General features: G+C 49.0%; 11 protein-coding genes. 4 read left to right on the top strand and 7 right to left on the bottom strand.

Annotated features, from left to right (window positions below):
• Positions 1-45: 45 nt before the first annotated feature.
• From IM638_12965 to ruvC, 5 genes are all read right to left on the bottom strand, one after another.
• Positions 46-1,275 (bottom strand): AhpC/TSA family protein, encoded by a 1,230-nt coding sequence (locus IM638_12965; protein MCA6363943.1) that lies wholly within the window; start codon positions 1,273-1,275, stop codon positions 46-48.
• An 8-nt stretch (positions 1,276-1,283) separates the two neighbouring features.
• The gene (gene gatB / locus IM638_12970; GenBank protein MCA6363944.1) at positions 1,284-2,768 is read right to left on the bottom strand and encodes an Asp-tRNA(Asn)/Glu-tRNA(Gln) amidotransferase subunit GatB; all 1,485 of its coding nucleotides are present in this window, start codon (positions 2,766-2,768) and stop codon (positions 1,284-1,286) included.
• Positions 2,769-2,935: 167 nt separating this feature from the next.
• Complete coding sequence (locus IM638_12975) at positions 2,936-3,133, bottom strand: hypothetical protein (protein MCA6363945.1); 198 nt, start codon at positions 3,131-3,133, stop codon at positions 2,936-2,938.
• Positions 3,130-4,605, bottom strand: a complete 1,476-nt coding sequence (locus IM638_12980; protein MCA6363946.1) for a hypothetical protein — start codon at positions 4,603-4,605, stop codon at positions 3,130-3,132. Before IM638_12980 ends, IM638_12975 begins: the two co-directional genes overlap by 4 nt.
• Positions 4,606-4,732: 127 nt before the next feature.
• A complete protein-coding gene (gene ruvC / locus IM638_12985) occupies positions 4,733-5,362 on the bottom strand; it encodes a crossover junction endodeoxyribonuclease RuvC (protein ID MCA6363947.1) in 630 nt (209 codons plus the stop codon).
• On the opposite strand from ruvC, the gene IM638_12990 reads away from it, so the two are divergent.
• The 4 genes from IM638_12990 to IM638_13005 all read left to right on the top strand — a co-directional run bounded on the left by IM638_12990 (position 5,341) and on the right by IM638_13005 (position 9,391).
• A complete protein-coding gene (locus IM638_12990) occupies positions 5,341-6,279 on the top strand; it encodes a flippase-like domain-containing protein (GenBank protein MCA6363948.1) in 939 nt (312 codons plus the stop codon). The genes ruvC and IM638_12990 overlap by 22 nt on opposite strands.
• Positions 6,272-7,372: a glycosyltransferase gene (locus IM638_12995; protein MCA6363949.1), complete on the top strand. Its 1,101-nt coding sequence runs from the start codon at positions 6,272-6,274 to the stop codon at positions 7,370-7,372. The genes IM638_12990 and IM638_12995 overlap by 8 nt, the downstream gene beginning before the upstream one ends.
• An 18-nt stretch (positions 7,373-7,390) precedes the next feature.
• Complete coding sequence (locus tag IM638_13000) at positions 7,391-8,680, top strand: ABC transporter permease (GenBank protein MCA6363950.1); 1,290 nt, start codon at positions 7,391-7,393, stop codon at positions 8,678-8,680.
• Between the two features lie 96 nt (positions 8,681-8,776).
• The gene (locus tag IM638_13005) at positions 8,777-9,391 is read left to right on the top strand and encodes a deoxynucleoside kinase (GenBank protein MCA6363951.1); all 615 of its coding nucleotides are present in this window, start codon (positions 8,777-8,779) and stop codon (positions 9,389-9,391) included.
• 150 nt (positions 9,392-9,541) lie between these two features.
• Here IM638_13005 and IM638_13010 read toward each other — a convergent pair whose 3' ends face one another.
• Positions 9,542-12,259 carry a sodium-translocating pyrophosphatase gene (locus tag IM638_13010; protein MCA6363952.1) on the bottom strand — a complete coding sequence of 906 codons (2,718 nt, stop codon included), beginning with the start codon at positions 12,257-12,259 and terminating at the stop codon, positions 9,542-9,544.
• A 156-nt stretch (positions 12,260-12,415) separates the two neighbouring features.
• Positions 12,416-19,132 (bottom strand): T9SS type A sorting domain-containing protein (locus IM638_13015; GenBank protein MCA6363953.1); only part of this gene is annotated, 6,717 nt, incomplete at its 5' end.

A 19,132-nucleotide genomic window follows, 5' to 3' on the forward strand; every position in this document is an offset into this window, starting at 1 on the left:
TGTGCTGTGACGATTACAGTATATCTAATGTTACAGGATGTTTAGTTATTGGTTGCCCAGTTCTTTTTCAAGCAGGTTACCAAGCATTTTGCCCCGTACGTCGGTATGAATGATTTTTCCTTCGCGGTTGAGCAGGAAGGCGCGGGGAATGGAGGATGCACCATATTTTGTGGCAAACGAACCGGCCGGATCCTGAGTATTGTCGAGCACATGCCATTTCCAGATTAACCCGTCGTCGGCTATGGCTTTCTTCCAGGCTTCCTTGTCTTTGTCGAGCGAAACGCTGAAAACCTCGAAGCCTTTATCGTGGTACTTTTTGTAGTTAGCTACTACATTTGGCGATTCCTGCCTGCAGGGCTGGCACCACGAGGCCCAGAAATCAATCAGCACCACTTTACCGCGAAGTTCGGAAAGGCGCATGGTTTTGCCTTCGGTGTTTTGCAATACAATGTCGTCGGGCACCTGTCCTTCGGCAAACGGACTGGGCCGTGGTTCAAGTGCTTTGTGAATGCGTGTAACCATTTCTTCGAGCATGGTTACGTTGGGCGATGTGGGATATTTTACCTTGAGCGCAGCCACCGTTTTATCAAAGTAGGCAAGATCTTCGGCCTGATCGAGCAGTTGCAATGCGGGAATGTTGGCAAACGAGGCGGGATGTTTATCAATAAAAGCGCGCACAAATACCACGCCTTCATCCATCAGTGCGTCTAACTTTTCCTGTGCTTGTGTAAATGGCTGTTCAATGGCCTTGTCGAGTGAGTCGATGCGATTTTTATTATTGTTGCTCAAGCTCACTTCATACTGATAAATCTGCAGCAACGAATCACGGTAGCGCAACACGGGCTCGCGCTTTTTTTCATACCCGATCATGTATTCATTCAGCTGCTTGAAGTGTTTGGTATCTTCCGAACCTTCTGCCTGCCATGAATAGCCGAGGTTTTTTGCATCGCCGGTAAGTTTCACCTCATCGCCGGGACCAAGTATGAGCACGGCATTCTGGCTGCCGTCTCGCCCTACCACCACATTGTAAAAACCTTTGTGTGCTATTTCTGCGTAAAGCGTAAAACGGCCTTCCTCGTCGGCAATGGTAGAGTCGATGGTTTTGAATTCCTTCGACGATACATCCACGAAGTAGATGGTGTCACCACTGCAGTTTTTGAGTTCACCGTTAACGGTGATGTTGCTGTCGCCGGGTTTGCTTCTGCCGTTGCTGCCGCAGTTTACATGCAGTGTGAATGCAGCGATGACTAAAGTCAGATAGAGAAATTTTTGCATGAGCTGGCTCAGGGTTGTTCGTCGAGTACTTTTTTCACTAATTCGCTGGCTACTTTCGGATCGGCCTTGCCTTTGGAGAGTTTCATTACCTCACCCATAAACATGCCTACCAGATTGGTTTTGCCGTTCTTATATTCGGTCACTTTGGCGGGATATTTTGCTACGGCTTCCTTCACTAATTCAAGCAGCGCACCTTCGTCGCTTTCCTGAATCAGGTTGTGCGCTTCGGCCAGTTCGAGCGGAGTTTTATCGGTGTGTTGCGCCATGAGCGGGAAAATGCGCTGGTTGGCTACGGCAAAACTTACCTTTCCGCTGTCGATAAGCTCAATGAGTTGAGCCAGCCGCTGTGCCGAAACGGTGAGCTGACTGATGTGTATGGCGTTTTCGTTGAGGTATGATTTTACCGGGCCCATTACCCAGTTGGCAGCCGCTTTGGCCGCTGCTTTGCGGTCGGGCAGGGCAGCGGTGTGGCGTAAAACCTCTTCGTAGAAAAGTGCAATTTCCTTTGCATCGGTAAGTACGCCTGCATCGTAAGCGGTGAGGCCGAGTTCAGCGGTGTACTTGCGGAAGAGTGCAGCCGGCAGGGGCGGAAGTTCGCTTTGTACGCGGGCAATGTGTGTTTGAGTAACCATTACCGGCAGCAAATCTGGCTCCGGAAAATAGCGGTAGTCGTTGGCTGCTTCCTTGCTGCGCAGCGAAAACGTGGTGCCGGTTAATGCCTCAAAGCTGCGTGTGTCCTGATCAATTATTCCACCCGCTTCAATAATGTCAATCTGCCTGATCACTTCGTGTTCAATGGCACGCTTCACATTGCTGATGGAGTTCATGTTTTTCACTTCCACGCGTCGGCCGAATTTCGGGTCGCCTTTTTTGCGTACCGAAATGTTGGCGTCACAGCGCAGGCTGCCTTCTTCCATGTTGCCGTCGCAAATGTCGAGGTAGCGCACTAAGCGGCGTATTTCGGTGAGGTAGCGGTAGGCCTCGTCGGCGCTGGCAATATCGGGTTCGGTAACAATTTCCACCAGCGGTACACCGGCGCGGTTCAGATCCACCAGCGTATCCAGCGGATCGGCATCGTGCATGCTTTTGCCCGCGTCTTCTTCCATGTGAATGCGCTGGATGCGGATAATCTTTTCGTTGCCGTTGTCGTCTTTGATACGCACTTTGCCATTGGTACAGATCGGTGTTTTGTCCTGCGTAATCTGGTAGCCTTTGGGCAAATCGGCATAGAAATAATTCTTGCGGGCGTATTCGTTCCGCTCGCGTATTTCGCATTCGAGCGCCAGCCCGAGACGTATGGCAAAGTCGATAACCTGCTTGTTGGCTTTGGGAAGTGTACCCGGCAAACCCAGTGTAACCGGGCTCACCAGTGAGTTTGGCATGGCGCCGTAAGCGGCTTCGTCGGCCGCATAGGCTTTGGTACGGGTAAGCAACTGGGCGTGAACTTCAAGACCAATTACCGGTTCGTAGAGATCGTAAACGGATGATGACATAGTGCAATGTGAAACCGGAACACTGTTTCCGGCAAACGTGCGAATTTACGGATTTTTTGGCGGGGACGGAGTAGTTGATGATCGTAAAAATGGTTAGTGTATTGCTTTAAACAGTCGGGGCTGATTCGTTAAGAATCAGCCCCGGTCAGTTAAATTTCAGCATTAGCTTACGCATTAAGAATAATTGAAGCCATGTCCTTTTCAGACTGATGAATTCTTTTTTGGTTTTCAAGTCTGAACTCATGCATTTCTTCTTCAATTCTTTTCATAATCTGATCTTTATCCTCGCGAATAATTTCTCCAATTATCCCTTTTTCCTGAAGTTCTTGAAGAGTTCTCTCGAAGTTGCTTTTCAGTTTTGTCATAATCTTAACAGATTATTGTAGAAACCTGTAAATGGAGTAATTGATTTATTAATTTTGGTTTTTATAAACCCTGAAAAATTTGCACGAATATAATAATTTCCAACCAGAGCCGCAAGTATATTTATTCTTTTAGGTTCAGTAGCATCAAAAATCATAATACCACTACAAAGTCCTGTATTAACCATTTCTTTATCAATAATTTCAGCAATCCAGATAAATTTAGGCATTGAGCTGCTAAGAATAAGTTTCTTGAATTCTACCGCTAGGAGAGTATTTTGCGTGATGTAATGTTTGTATGATCGGCTTGATGCAAGTAACGTTCGAATAATGATCTGTTTATTTGAAATAAGTTCGTGCTTTTTTAATATTGAAATAGCATTCATCCGTGCTTCTTCTGCTACCATATAGATTTTATGATAAAGGGGAACTGCTATGCTATGAATTGCACATTTTTCCCATAATTCATTTTCATAATATGAAGTAGGATCAGTTAATTCTGCTAATTGATACGGTGGATAATTATCGTCAATGAATACATACTGATCGAATAAGTCATAGTAGTCGTAAACTCTTAATTGTTGTTGTTCAATATCAATAATTGGGGAGATATTTTCGAGAGATTTTTTGTAGTTCAGTTCGCGGCCTACTATTGTTAGGGCATGCCCAATTTTACTATTTCTAATCATACCAATAACCGGTATTCCTGATTCGATATACATTTTTAACAATCGGATAAAGTCGCCTTCATGCGCATCTCTGGAATATATTTTCACGCCAAAGCCAAATTCTTTTAGTAAATATGAAATTTGGCTTGCTGTTAGTCCGTTCGTAGGTGTAAGTCGTTGGAATGAATATGAGCTTAAAGTTTTATTTATTTTTGATGGAAGCGTAGGTGTATATTCAGGATAACGATTTCCGAAATATTCCAGAACAGACCAAATAGTTGTTTCTGCGCAAGAGATAGTTTCGCTGTCTTGTGAGCAGTGAGGAAACCCGTTTACACTCATCTTTAAGCCATTAACTGTAATATTATAAGCTACATTACATATAGCAAATTCGGAATTCTTAAAGGCTTTAGGAGAAATAACATTTCTTCCGATAATAAATGGAAATGTTGGTCTTATTACTAAGAAACCAAGATAAATTTCTCTTAAAAATGGTGATTTTTCAGAATTGAAAAAGTCTGATTCTAAAACGGGACTACTAAAGAAAGATAAACGTATGCAATTACGAGAGAACTCCTCTCCTTTTGATGCATAATAATGGTAGTAAGAGTCTCTGTATATTTTATCTACATAAGGATGCTCTACGATGATATACAGGTCATCTTTTAGGAAGCTCAAAAAGTTATTTAATTGGTCTAAACTTTTAGCCAATTCAATGTCACTAATTGAGTAGCGTTCTGATAATAAATTTCTTACAGGATCATTAACATTTGTGATATGTACCGTCTCAGTGAGTAATTCTTCCATAAATTAATAGCTAAAATTTGCATAAATCTAATGAAAAATATATCCATTTCAGTATTGTATTTCCTGTTTCCTCTTTTCTATTTTCTATTTCCTGTTTCAGATAAATTGTCTTGTATCACATCAATTCTTACTTCACCTTCCTCCCCGGATTATTACTCAAAAACGCCTCCCAGCTCCCAAATTTCTTCTCCACCTTACCGCCCGCACCCGAATTCTGAAAATAGTGACAAACCGCAGCCGCCAGTCCGTCGGTGGCATCAAGGTATTTGGGAAGCTCTTTTATTTTCAGCAATTGTTGCAGCATGGCGGCCACCTGTTCTTTCGAAGCATTGCCATTGCCGGTAATGGACATTTTTATTTTCTTGGGGCTGTATTCGAAAATGGGAATATCGCGGTTGAGCGCCGCAGCAATAGCCACACCCTGTGCGCGTCCGAGCTTGAGCATGGACTGTACGTTTTTACCAAAGAATGGTGCTTCAATGGCAAATTCATCAGGCTTATGAAGATCGGCCAGGGCCAGGGTTTCTTCGAAAATACGTTTAAGCTTGAGGTGCGGGTCGTCGATTTTTTCGAGACGGATAACCCCCATTTCAAGCAGCGTCATTTGCCGGCCGGTAATGCGGATGGCGCCAAAGCCCATGATGGTTGTACCGGGATCGATGCCGAGCACAACTTTATCAACAAGTGGTTTGGCAGGAGTGGTTGCTGACACGTGGTTTTGCTTATTTTGGCGCTGTGAAGAAACACCGCAGGGCATTATTGCGATGGCTTTCGTGGCTGCTAAAGGTAGCAATAGTTTCGGCTGCGGTGTGGTACCTGTGGCTGTATATGCGCAGCAACCAGCTCACGCAGCATTTCACGCAGCTTGCCGGAGCATCATTTTCACTTTGGCTGGCCGTGTGGTTGCTGTGGCCGCTGAACTGGGGGCTTGAAGCGTTGAAATGGAAACTCCTTGTGCGGCAACTTCAGCCGGTACGTTTCGGGCAGGCGCTGCAGGCTGTGCTGGCTGGTGTTACTGTGGGCACGGCTACACCCAACCGCGTGGGCGAAAGTGTAGCGCGTGTGTGCATTCTTCCTCCCGAAAAACGGGTGGCTGCACTTGGGCTGGCTGCTGCCGGAAGTGCCGCCCAGTTACTGGTTACATCGCTTGCTGCCGTGGCCGGTATGTTTTATGCCCGAAAGGAGCTGCAGCTTCCTGCCATAGAACCGGGGCCGGTGTTTGGGTTTGGACTGGGCATTGCGTTGCTGTGTGTGTGGCTTTATTTCGTGCTGCGTAACTATCCGCAAGGCAAACAGTTCCTTCATTCATTCGCTCAAATCCGCCGGTCTGCAGCTATTGCGGTGCTTACACTCTCGGCGTTGCGCTATTTGGTTTACATGTTTCAGTTTGTGCTGCTGCTGCGCGCTGCTGGTATTGCGCTTCCGGTTGATATGCTGGCGGCTGCAGTGGCGGTTACGTATGGCATTGTTACACTTGTACCCACATTTGCCTTTACCGAAATTGTAGTGCGTGGCTCGGCGGCGGCGGCTGTTATTGGCGGCATGTGCGGCAATGCGGAGGCTGCACTGAGCGCGGCGGTGGTGTTGTGGAGCATTAACGTAGGACTTCCCGCACTGGCGGGTATTGTGCCTGTGCTCACTTTCCGGTTGTTCAAAAACGATGCACATGATTGAAGCGGTTTACATTGTGTCACTGCTTCTTGCTGCGGCATATCTGTTTGTGCTGTTGCCGCCGGTGTGGCGTTTTAGGCGGTTGCCGGCGCAAAAGTTATTGCCGCCATTGCCTTTGTCTGTAAGTATTATTGTACCTGCGCGCAACGAGGAGATGCATATTCTCCAATGCCTTGCTGCACTTCAGCGTCAAACATGCGGAGCGGAAATAATCGTGGTAAACGATCATTCTGCCGACCACACCGCTGCGCTGGCGGCTTCGGTACCGGGTGTGCGTGTGCTGGATCTGGAACCGGGAAAGGCCGGCAAAAAAGCGGCGCTTGAAAAAGGTATTGCAGCAGCAGGCGGCACATTGATACTTACCACCGATGCCGACTGCACGCCGCCGCCCCTGTGGTGTGCAAGCCTTTCGGCCGCCCTGCAGGGGCAAACAGAACTTTGCATCGGTCCGATTCTGTTGCAGGGTGGGAAAAGCTGGCTTACGGCCATGCAAAACATCGAAAGCATTGCCGTGCAGAGTGTATCGGCCGGAATGCTGAGCCAGGGTGTGGCGTTTACGGCCAGTGGAGCCAGTTTGGGCTATTACCGCCATGTGCCCGCGGCTGCGGGGGGCTATGCACAGGATCAAACTCCTTCGGGCGATGATGTGTTGCTGTTGTTGCGCACACACAGGCGTAATCCGGCTTCAGTAGTTTGGCTGCATAACCCCGAAGCCATTGTACCCGCCGCCGCCGCCGCCACATTGCCTGAGTTCATTAGTCAGCGTATTCGTTGGGCTTCCAAATATGGCAGCTATACTTCCCGGCCAGTGCGTATGCTGGGCTTAAGCCTTGCGGCGGCGGCGGTTTGGCCCTGGCTGCTGGCGCTGGCGGCGTTGTATGTGCCTGACTTTTTTGTGCCGCTGGCCGGGTTTCTTGCGTTAAAATTTGCAGGCGACTTTTTGTTATTATCTTTATCGCAGTCGTTCTTCCGAAAGCCTGATCTTTTGCGCTGGTTTGCAGTTGTGTGGCCGCTTTATCAGCTTCTCACACCTGTAATTGCCGCAGGTGCACTTCGCAAAAAATTCAGCTGGAAAGAAAGAACATACACCACCTGAACCCGACAGGAAAAACGCATGCAGGCATCGCCGGATAATTCGCTACACGAATTCGCCCAGACCATTTCCTCTGAAACAGGAAGCGGGAGGTCGTTGTCTATGATGGCCAACGCATGGCGAAGGATGCGAAAAAACAAACTTGCCTTAGTGGGGCTCTGGGTAATTGTGGCAATGATTTTTATTGCCATTCTTGGCTATACCATTACACCCGACGGGAGCCCCGATGCGGATACACACATTGACGAACTCAGTATTTGCAAGCCCGGTTTCTCATGCCAGATTCTGCGTTTCCGCAAACATGATGAGCCCAACGTCACCGGTTTCTTTCGCAAAATGATTTTCGGCGAACCAAACGATTATCAGTATCACGCAATTTCTGATTATTCGTTCGAAGACAATGCGATTGTGTGGCATGAGTGGGCAGAGGGCGGCTCAGGAGGAAAAGAACACCGCGACCTGCTTACTGAGGTTATTTATGCCGTTAACGAATCACGTCCGCAAAACTCCGATACCATCCGTCAAACCGAAGTGTTTTACGAAATAGGTAACGCGGCCCCGCAAACGCGAACCTGGTCGCAACTTCGCCACGAAGTACTTGCCAATATTCACCAGCAAACGTTCTGGCTGGGTACTGATCAGCATGGACGCGATTTGCTTAGCCGTGTGTTAATCGGAACCCGCATTTCGCTTTTTGTAGGACTGATTTCAGTAACCATTTCGTTTATCATTGGTATGCTGATGGGGGCGCTTGCGGGTTTTTTCAGAGGATGGCTTGATGACCTGATCATGTGGTTTATCAATGTGGTGTGGTCTATTCCCACCTTGCTGCTCGTGATTGCAATTACGCTTGTGCTTGGTAAAGGAATGTTTCCGGTGTTTATTGCCGTTGGTTTAACCATGTGGGTAGATACGGCCCGCATAGTGCGTGGGCAAATACTCAGTATCCGGGAAAAGGAATTTGTAGAAGCCGGACGTGCACTGGGTTTCCGCAACATGCGTATCATCATTCATCATGTATTGCCCAATGTGCTTGGGCCGGTAATTGTAATTACAGCGCATAATTTCGCCAGCGCCATTCTCATCGAAGCCGGGTTGAGTTTTCTGGGCATCGGTGCGCAACGACCTACGCCCTCGTGGGGAATTATGATCAGCGATTACAGAGGTTATATTCTGGTGGGTGATTATTTTCTGGCACTCATTCCCGGATTGGCAATTATGCTGCTCGTAATGGCCTTTATGTTTCTCGGAAACGGATTGCGCGATGCCATTGATACCAAAATGGGCGAACAGGATAAAATTATGACCTGATTTCGTTTCAGGAAGAAATCAACAAGCTACGCAGATGCGGCAGGTTTTTGTTACTTTAGCGCAGCCCAGTAAATTTTCACATACGAATACACACACATGCATCTTGCAATAGCTGGAAATATCGGCTCCGGAAAAACCACACTCACCACATTGCTCAGCAAGCAATACGGTTGGCAGGCTCATTACGAAGACGCGGATGAAAATCCCTACCTCAGCGATTTTTACGAAGACATGCAACGCTGGTCGTTTAACCTGCAGATTTACTTTCTGAACAGCCGCTTTGCACAAATGCTTGATATACGCAAGTCGGGCATCAACGTAATTCAGGATCGTACCATATACGAGGATGCGCATATTTTTGCGCCCAACCTGCATGCAATGGGGTTGATGACAACACGCGATTTCGAAAACTATTTCGCGCTGTATCGTCTCATGGAAGAACTCATTCAGCCGCCCGATCTGATTATCTATCTCCGTGCTTCTGTCCCCACGCTGGTTAACCAGATTCAGAAACGCGGCCGCGAGTACGAAAATGCAATCCGCATCGACTATCTCAAACGTCTCAACGAACGCTATGAAGCCTGGATTTCACAATACGAACTTGGCAAGCTGCTGATTGTAGATGTGGATGAAAATAAATTCATGGATAATCCCGAACATCTCGGCGAAATCATGAATAAAATCAACGCCGAAATCAACGGTCTGTTCTAGCTTTGTCTGCCTCAGAATACCAAAGCGTCTGAATTATTTTCAGACGCTTTTTTTATGCGTGATGATTTCCTGTACTTCCATAAAACAGGAAAGGCGCCTACATTGCTGTAAGCGCCTTTCCGGAAATGTGCAGGATATCAGGGCAAAGTCTTAACCTTTCTTGCCTTTGAGATTGATGGCAAGGTTGAAATTGTCGTAGATAAACTTGTCGCCGAGTGTGCCGGCTGTGGGCGAATTGTAGATGATGCCCCAGCGTGTGCGGTCAACAGTAATATCGGCACCTACGCTCATCTCTCCTTTTTCATTGGTCACTACGTGAGCGGGGAAGCTGATTTCGTTTGTAATTCCTTTGATGGTGAGATCAGCAGTAATTACATAGTTGTTCTTGTCGTCGGCAGCTGCAATTTTCTTGAGTGAAAGTTTTGCAGTAGGATTTTCATCGGCACCGAAGAAATCCTTGCTCTTGAGGTGACCAACCAGATCAGCATTGTAGGTGCTGTCTTTAATATCGGTGCAGGTAATCGACTTCATGTCAATTACAAATTCACCGCTAATGGAAGCTGAGTCGAGCACGAGGTTGCCGCCGGTAAGTTTGATAGCGCCGGTGTGCGAACCAATGGCTTTTTTACCCGTCCACACAAGTACGCAGCTGTCGCCCACAAAGTTGTAATTGCCGGGGGCAGCCACAACCGGAAGTGCAGCAGCGCCTTCGGGCGCTTTTATTTCGGGAGTAACTGCAATGAACGGTGCAATTACAAGCGATACAATTGACATGAGCTTGATGAGGATGTTCATCGAAGGACCAGAGGTATCTTTGAACGGATCGCCCACGGTGTCGCCGGTAACAGAGGCTTTATGCGGCTCTGATTTCTTGAAGAATTTCTCGCCGTTAATCATTACACCTTTCTCAAATGATTTCTTGGCATTGTCCCACGCACCGCCGGCGTTGTTCTGGAAAATACCCATGAGTACACCAGACACGGTTACACCGGCCAGCAAACCACCCAGCATTTCTACCGAAGAAGCATTGTCGAACATACCTTTGAAACCAAAGCCGATGAGAATGGGCACAATCAGTGCAATTGCACCGGGTGCAAGCATTTCGCGGATAGAGGCTTTGGTAGAAATTTCCACGCATTTCTCATACTCAGGCTGGGCCTTGTATTCCATAATGCCCGGAATTTCGCGGAACTGGCGGCGAACCTCATTCACCATGTCCATAGCAGCACGGCCCACAGCGGCAATAGCAAGCGCCGAGAAGATAAACGGAATCATTGCACCCACGAAAAGCATAGCCAGTACAGGCGCTTTGAAAATGTCGATCGAGTCAATACCTGCAACACCTACGAAAGCGGCAAACAGTGCAAGCGAGGTAAGTGCAGCAGAGGCAATGGCAAATCCTTTACCGGTAGCGGCAGTGGTGTTACCTACGGCATCCAGATTATCGGTACGCTCACGCACTTCGGGAGGAAGCTGGCTCATTTCGGCAATACCGCCGGCATTGTCGGCAATCGGACCAAACGCATCAATAGCAAGCTGCATCGCAGTAGTAGCCATCATACCGGCAGCGGCAATAGCCACACCGTACAGACCGGCAAACGCATAAGAAGCCATAATACCGGCCGCAAGCACGATAATCGGAATTACGGTTGATTCCATACCGATTGAAAGACCGCCGATAATGTTGGTGGCATGACCGGTAGCCGATTTCTGAATAATCGAGTTTACCGGACGTTTGCCCATTGCGGTGTAATACTCGGTTACAATTGACATTAATGCACCTACAATAAGACCGATGAGGATTGCCCAGAATACATCCATTTTAGTGAAGGCAAAACCGCGGATTGCCATTTCGGCCGGCAGCATCATGTCAACAAGGAAATAAGAAGCAATGATGGTAAGAATAATAGACGACCAGTTGCCCATGTTAAGGGCTTTCTGTACACTGGCAGTTTCTGAGCTGATACGCACAAACAGCGTACCGATAATAGAAAATACAAGACCAAGACCGGCAATCAGCATCGGTACGAGAATGGGCGAAAGACCATTGAAATTGTCTTCCACTTTAATTTCCTGACCAAGTACCATCGTGGCAAGAATGGTTGCCACATACGAACCGAAAAGGTCGGCACCCATACCGGCTACGTCACCTACGTTATCACCTACGTTATCGGCAATGGTGGCAGGGTTGCGTACATCGTCTTCCGGAATACCAGCTTCTACTTTACCTACAAGGTCAGCACCCACGTCGGCCGCTTTGGTGTAAATACCACCGCCTACACGGGCAAAAAGGGCAATTGACTCCGCGCCGAGCGAGAAACCGGTGAGTACTTCAATCGCACGTTTGAGATCGTCGGGATTGCGGTTCTCATCCACAAACATGGCATAGAACACAATAAACAGCGAACCAAGACCAAATACAGCCAGACCGGCTACACCAAGCCCCATAACCGTACCGCCGTTAAACGATACTTTGAGCGCTTTGGCAAGCGAGGTACGTGCAGCCTGTGTGGTGCGCACGTTGGCACGGGTGGCAATCTTCATACCGATGTAACCGGCTGTGGCCGAAAATACGGCACCAATAATAAAGGCAACCGCAATAAGCCAATGTGAGTGGATTTCCACACCATTTACTTCATGAACCGTTCCGCTCCAGGCCAGAAGAGCGGCAGCTACCAGTACAAAGTAGCTTAATACTTTCCACTCCGCTTTGAGGAACGCCATTGCACCACGTGCAATGTAGCCAGCCAGTTCCTGCATGTTTTTCTCTCCGGCATCCTGTTTTGATACCCAGGCCGCTTTTACTGCCATTACCACCAGACCCAGAAGGCCGAGAGCAGGTATGGCGTAAACAATGGACTCGTTCATAAATTGTGCTTATTGGTTGTTATTCAGATGTTTAATTCAGATGTTTTCTTAAATCGGGCTGCAAATATACGAAATAGCCACACATAACGAAATGGCTGATAAAACAAGCAGCCACCTCTTTCGATGGTGGCCGCTTGTTTTTTGACTATCAGGTTATTACTGTTGAATTACAACCCGCACCGTTTGCTGGTCTTCACCCTGCGTAATGTTGATCAGATACATGCCTGAACGCAGATCGGTAAGATCGAGCGGGAATACAATCGGGCCGGCCATCGGATAATCGTTCTCCTCGTAAACCAAACGGCCTTCGGCATTGTACACTTTTACTACAAGTTCCTGACCGTTCGAAACACCTTTCAGGTTGAACATGCCATTGCTCGGGTTCGGAACAGGAATCCACTGATTTACCACGCGATCACCCGTGTCACCACTGCACATCTGCACATCAATCATAATGGCTGTGGTGTTTGAACAGCCGGCGGCCGATGTACCGGTTATGGTGTAGGTTTCGTAACCCTGCGGTGTAATGTACACGGCGTTGCCGGTAAAGTTGCCCGGCTGCCAGGTGTAAGTCTGCGCACCGCTAACCATAATCAGGGCCGAATCGCCTTCGCAAACCACGGTGTCATCCGGTGTAGCGGTGATGGTCGGGATCGGATTTACTACCACTACAATTTGTGCGGTGTCGCGGCAACCGTTGGCAGCTACGCCAATAGCTGAGTAGGTAGTTGTAGCCGCCGGGGTAACGGTAATGGATGCAGAGGTTTGCATGCCGGGCAGCCAGGTGTACGAAGTAATTGCCGGTACAGAAGATGCATTCAGCACAGCCGATTCGCCGGCACAAAGCACCGGATCAGGGCTGGTGATGGTAACTGAGGGGCTCTGATTTACTGTAATCGTAATGGTGTTTGTGGCAGTGCATCCGTAAGCACTGTAACCCGTTACGGTGTAGGTAGTGGTTACTGCGGGCGATACAGTTACCTGTGAGCCGCTCAGGTTGCCGGGCATCCATGTGTAAGATACGGCGGTGCCTGCTGCTGTTAGTTGAACCGAGCTGCCGCTGCAAATGGCGCGTGCTTTGGAGCTCAGATTAAATGCAGGATTCGGCATTACCACAATTTCGTAGGTTGAAGAATCGCTGCAACCTGCGGCTGTGCTCACTACAACTGAATAAGTGCTGGTCACAGTCGGATTCACCGTGATGCTGGCCGTAGTGAAGTTGCCCGGCTGCCAGAGGTAGCTGCTGCCGCCACTGGCGGTAAGTGTGGCCGAACCACCGGCACAAATCGTATCTGCAGTGGAGGTGAGAATCATAACCGGCAGCGGATTGACCTGTACGGTAATAAAGGCCGAATCCACACAACCTGCGAGCGAAGTACCAATTACCGTGTAGGTAGTGGTGGTATAAGGCACATCACTTACCGAAGCTCCGGTTAAATTAACCGGCAGCCAGAGATAGTTATCGGCACCTGTTGCATCAAGTGAGATGGTTGTTCCCTCGCATACCATTGTATCCGAAGCACTAAGTACCAGTTGCGGCAATGCGCCCACAGATACGGTTACCATTGCACTACTGCTGCATCCCGCAGCATTGGTGCCGGTTACGGTATAAGTAGTAGTTGCACCCGGCGATACGCTCACGCTGGCACCTGTAAGGTTGCCCGGCATCCACACATAGGTGTCGGCTCCGCCCGCATTGAGTGTGGCGGTTTGAGCCTCGCAAATCGCTGAGTCGTTGGTGGTGGCTGTTGTTTGCGGTAACGCATTCACATTTACTGAAACAGTTGCCGTGGCTGTGCAGCCTTGTGCGCTGGTGCCGGTTACGGTATAGGTAACAGCAGAGGCCGGTGTGGTTGTAACAGCGCTTCCGCTCAGGTTGCCGGGCATCCAGTTATAAGTTGCCGCACCGCTTGCAGAAAGTGTTACCGGGTTACCTGCACATACCGCAGTATCAGAGGCTGTTGCACTTACTACGGGTAATGCATTCACATTCACGGTTACCACCGCACTGGCGTTACAACCATTGTTGTCGGTGCCCGTTACCGTGTAGGTAGTTGTTGTAGCCGGCGACACAGCGAGTGAAGAGCCGGCCATGTTACCGGGTATCCATACGTATGCGGTTGCACCGCTGGCCATCAGCACTGTAGTATCACCTGCGCAAATTGCCTGTGCAGATGCAGACGCAGTTACGGCAGGCAGCGGATTCACAATTACCGTAAGGGTATCGGTGTCTTCGCAGCCATCAGCAGATACACCGGTTACCGTGTAGGTGGTGGTGGTAAGGGGAGAAACCGTTACAGCTGAGCTGTTCAGGTTGCCCGGCTGCCAGTTATAGCTTAACGCACCGCCGGCAGTAAGTGTGGCCGAATCGCCTGCACAAATTGTAGTGGCATTGGCCGTTATGGTCACCACCGGAATCGGATTAACAGTAACGCTTACCGTGGCAGTAGCCGCACAGCCATTGTTGTCGCTGCCGGTTACCGTGTACGTAGTGGTGGCCGCAGGAATAACAGATACAGATGATCCGTTGATATTGCCGGGCATCCATACGTAATTTGAGGCGCCGCTGGCCAGCAGATTAACCGCTTCACCCGCGCAAACTGCACTTGCTGAAGCAGAAGCTGTTACCGAAGGCACCGCATTTACCTGAATTGTGGTAATTGCACTTGCTTCGCAGCCATTGTTGTCGGTGCCGGTTACCGTGTAGCTGGTGGTAGCGGCAGGTGTAACTGTAATGCTGTTTCCGCTCAGGTTACCAGGCATCCAGATGTAAGCTGATGCACCATTGGCTGTGAGTACGGCTGAGTCGCCGGCACAGATTACAGCGGCTGAGCTGTTTACGCTTACAGACGGAGCCGGGAGTACGTTTATTGTAATAGATGCCGAGTCGGAGCATCCGTTAGCATCAGTGCCGGTCACGATGTAAGTTGTAGTGTTTGCGGGCACAATTGTAAGCGCAGAACCGGTGAAGTTACCCGGCAGCCAGAGGTAGTTGCCAGCTCCGGTTGCAGTAAGTGTGGTGCTGTTGCCGGCGCAAACACTTGTGTCGGTGGCGCTCAGCGAAATTACGGGCAGCGGGTTCACAAACACGGTCACGGTTTGGGTAGAGATACAACCTTCGGCCGAATAACCTGTAACCGTGTAAGTGGTAGTTACTGAAGGCGAAACCGTAATGGAGCTGCTGGTAAAATTGCCCGGCATCCAAACATAGGCAACCGCGTTGCTGGCAATAAGCGTGGCCTGATTGCCAGCGCAGATGCTTACTGAAGGAGCGGCTACAGTTACCGGTTGCGGTGTATATACTTCAACGGTAATTGTATCGTAACCCACGCAGCTGTTGGTGTCTGATCCGGCTACAATATAGGTGGTAGTTACCGTAGGATTAACCGTTACGGATGATCCGGCCAAATTGCCCGGCTGCCAGCCATAGTAAGCTGCACCGCTGGCTGATAGTGTAACCGTACTTCCGGCACACACTGCAGAGTCGGAAGCAGTGGCAATAACTACCGGAAGCGGATTTACCACAAGTGGCAGGTTGGCTGTGTCTGAGCAGCCATTGCTGTCGGTACCGGTTACATAATAGTTAACAGAAACCTGCGGCGTAAATGTAATTGTGCTGCCGGTAGCATTTACCGGACTCCACACAAACGAATTTGCACCATAGGCATTGGCTGTAATGCTTTGACCGGCACAAATGGTATAGAAGTGCGAGGTTACACTTACTTCAGGCAGCGGATTTACAACCACAGTAACTACCGCCGAATCTGTGCAGCCTGATGCAGTGCTGCCGGTTACCGTGTAGGTTGTAGTTACAACCGGCGAAACTGTTACAGAGGAGCCGCTCAGGTTGCCGGGCATCCACACATAGGTGGCTGCACCTGTAGCATTAAGCATTGTGCTGCTGCCTGCGCAAATGGTATCAGGCATGGCGGTGGCTGATACAGAAGCAAGAGGATTTACAGTTACAGTTGTAAATGCCGTGGCCGTACAGCCGTTAGCATCGGTGCCGGTAACCGTATATGTTGTGGTGCCCGAAGGTGTTACCGTAATGGCTGAACCGGTTAAGTTGCCCGGCATCCATACATACGATACAGCACCTGTAGCCGTAAGCACAGCCGAACCACCCACGCATACTGACGAGTTGTTGCTGCTTACCTGAACAACAGGAGCCTGTGTTACATTCACTACAACCGTGTCGTAATTAATACAGCTGTTGGAATCCACACCCATCAGAATATACTGTGTGGTAACGGTCGGATTCACTACAACCGATGTGCCTGTCATGTTGCCCGGCTGCCATGCGTAGTAGCTGGCATTGCCGCTTGCAGAAAGCGTAACAGAAGAGCCTGCACAGGTTGAAGCCACCGAAGCCGAAGCATTCACGGCCGGCAGCGGATTCACAATTATATTGATGTTGGCAGTGTCTGAGCAACCGTTCACATCGGTACCCGTTACATAGTAGTTTGTGTTTTGCAGCGGAGCAAATGTGGCCGAGTTGCCGGTTACATTAATCGGCGACCATACATAATTGTCAGCTCCAGATGCGTAAGCAGTAATTGAGTTGCCTTCGCAAATGGTTGTGAAGTGCGAGAACACGGTTACTTCAGGCAACGGGTTAACGACTACTGTGCTAACAGCGGTATCGCTGCAACCTTGTGCATTGGTTCCGATTACTGTGTATGTTGTAGTAACAGCAGGTGTAACGGAAATTGAGGCCGTGGTCTGATTTCCGGGCAGCCAGAGGTACGTAGCTGCACCGCTTGCAGAAAGTGTAGCAGTATCACCGGCACAAATTGTAGCTGCGGTTGAATTAACGGCTACAACAGGAGTCGGATTTACATTTACCACAATTGTATCATAACCAATACAACTGTTGGTATCCACACCCATCAAAATATACTGTGTGGTAGTTGTGGGGGTTACAGTTACACTGTTGCCCACAAGGTTGCCGGGTGTCCATGCGTAGTAGCTTGCATTTCCGGTTGCAGTAAGTGTTACCGGAGCTCCGGCGCAGCTTACCGAAGTGCTGGCCGAAGCATTTACCACCGGAAGCGGGTTTACATAGATATTGATATTGGCTGTATCGGTACAACCATTGGCATCTGTACCCAATACATAGTAATTGGTATTTTGAAGTGGCGCAAACGTGGCCGAGTTTCCGGATACATTAATCGGATACCACACATAGTTATCGGCTCCCGATGCGTAAGCCGTAATCGAGTTGCCTTCACAAATAGTGGTAAAGTGTGAGAATACAGTTACATCAGGCAACGGATTTACGGTTACCGTAGCTGTAGCTGAGTCAATGCAGCCGGCAGCAGTTACACCTACTACGGAGTAGGTTGTGGTGGCCTGCGGTGTAACTGAAATGCTTGAACCGGTTAAGTTACCAGGCATCCAGCTGTATGTGGCAGCCCCGGTTACACTGAATGTTACCGTATCACCCAAACATATAACCGGATCAGAAGTAGTTACAGCCAGCACCGGCAGCGGATTAACCACAACGGTTACTAATGCTGTATCGGAACAGCCAAACTGGTTGGTTCCGGTTACGGTATAGGTTGTAGTTGATGTGGGATTAACTGTGATTGACGAGCCTGTTAAGTTACCCGGCATCCATACATACGACGGAGCACCGCTGGCCGTAATGGTGGTGGAGTTGCCGATACAAATTGCAGATGAAGAAGCTGATGCAGTAACTACAGGGGTGGGGTTTACCACCACCTGAATATTGGCCGTATCACGGCATCCCGAACCGGAAGTACCTATCACTGTATAAGTAGTTGTGGTGGCTGGCGAAACCGTAATGATTGAAATGGTTTGCAGGGTGGGCAGCCAGAGGTAGGTTGCAGCACCGGAGGCAGTGAGTACTGTTGATTCACCTGCACAAATTACCGTATCGGGGCTGCTGATAGAAACAACCGGATTCGGGTTTACATTAATTGTAATTGTTTGTGTAGATGTACAACCGATAGCACTGAAACCTGTTACTGTGTAGGTGGTCGTGACGGTTGGATATAAAGTTACCGTGTCGCCGGTAAAGTTGCCCGGCTGCCAGAGGTAGCTCACCGCATTGCCGCTTGCAACAACCTGTACAGGTGTGTTGGCACAAACGTTGTTTACCTTCGCAGTAAGCGTAAATACAGGATCCGGACCCACATAAATTTCATAGGTGGTTGAATCCTGACAACCCTCAGGCGTGGTAAGTACAACTGTGTAGGTAGTAGTGGTGGCTGGCGTAACAGTAATTGAACTTGTGGTCTGATTACCGGGTTGCCAGAGGTAAGAAAGATTGTTTCCGTTCACACTAAGCGTGGCTGTGTCACCAAGGCAAATTGAATCGGCAGAAGATGATACAGTATAAACCGGCAGCGGATTAACCGTAATGGTAATTGATGCTGAATCAATACAGCCAAAAGCAGAGGTTCCGATTACCGTGTAAGTAGTAGTTACATACGGAGCATCAGTTAAGGTTGATCCGGTTGTGTTAAATGGCAGCCACAAATAGGTACTTGCTCCGCTTGCAGTGAGTGTAAAGGTCGAGCCTTCACAACTTACCGTATCGGTTGAGGTGATTGTAAGTGCCGGCAACGGGTTCACTGTTACAGCAACTGTAGCTGTTGACGAACAGCCAAACGAGTTTGTTCCGGTTACAGTGTAGGTAGTAGTTGCAGTCGGAGAAACAGAAACAGACGAACCAGTTAAGCTGCCGGGCATCCACACGTATGAAGCAGCACCGTTAGCAGTGAGTGTAGCAGAACCACCTACGCAGATTGCAGAAGCAGATGTATTAGCCGTTACGCTGGGCAGCGGGTTTACTGTCACAGCAACCGTAGCTGTTGACGAACAGCCAAACGAGTTTGTTCCGGTTAC

Source organism: Bacteroidota bacterium, assembly GCA_020402865.1.
Taxonomy (GTDB): Bacteria; Bacteroidota; Bacteroidia; order Palsa-965; family Palsa-965.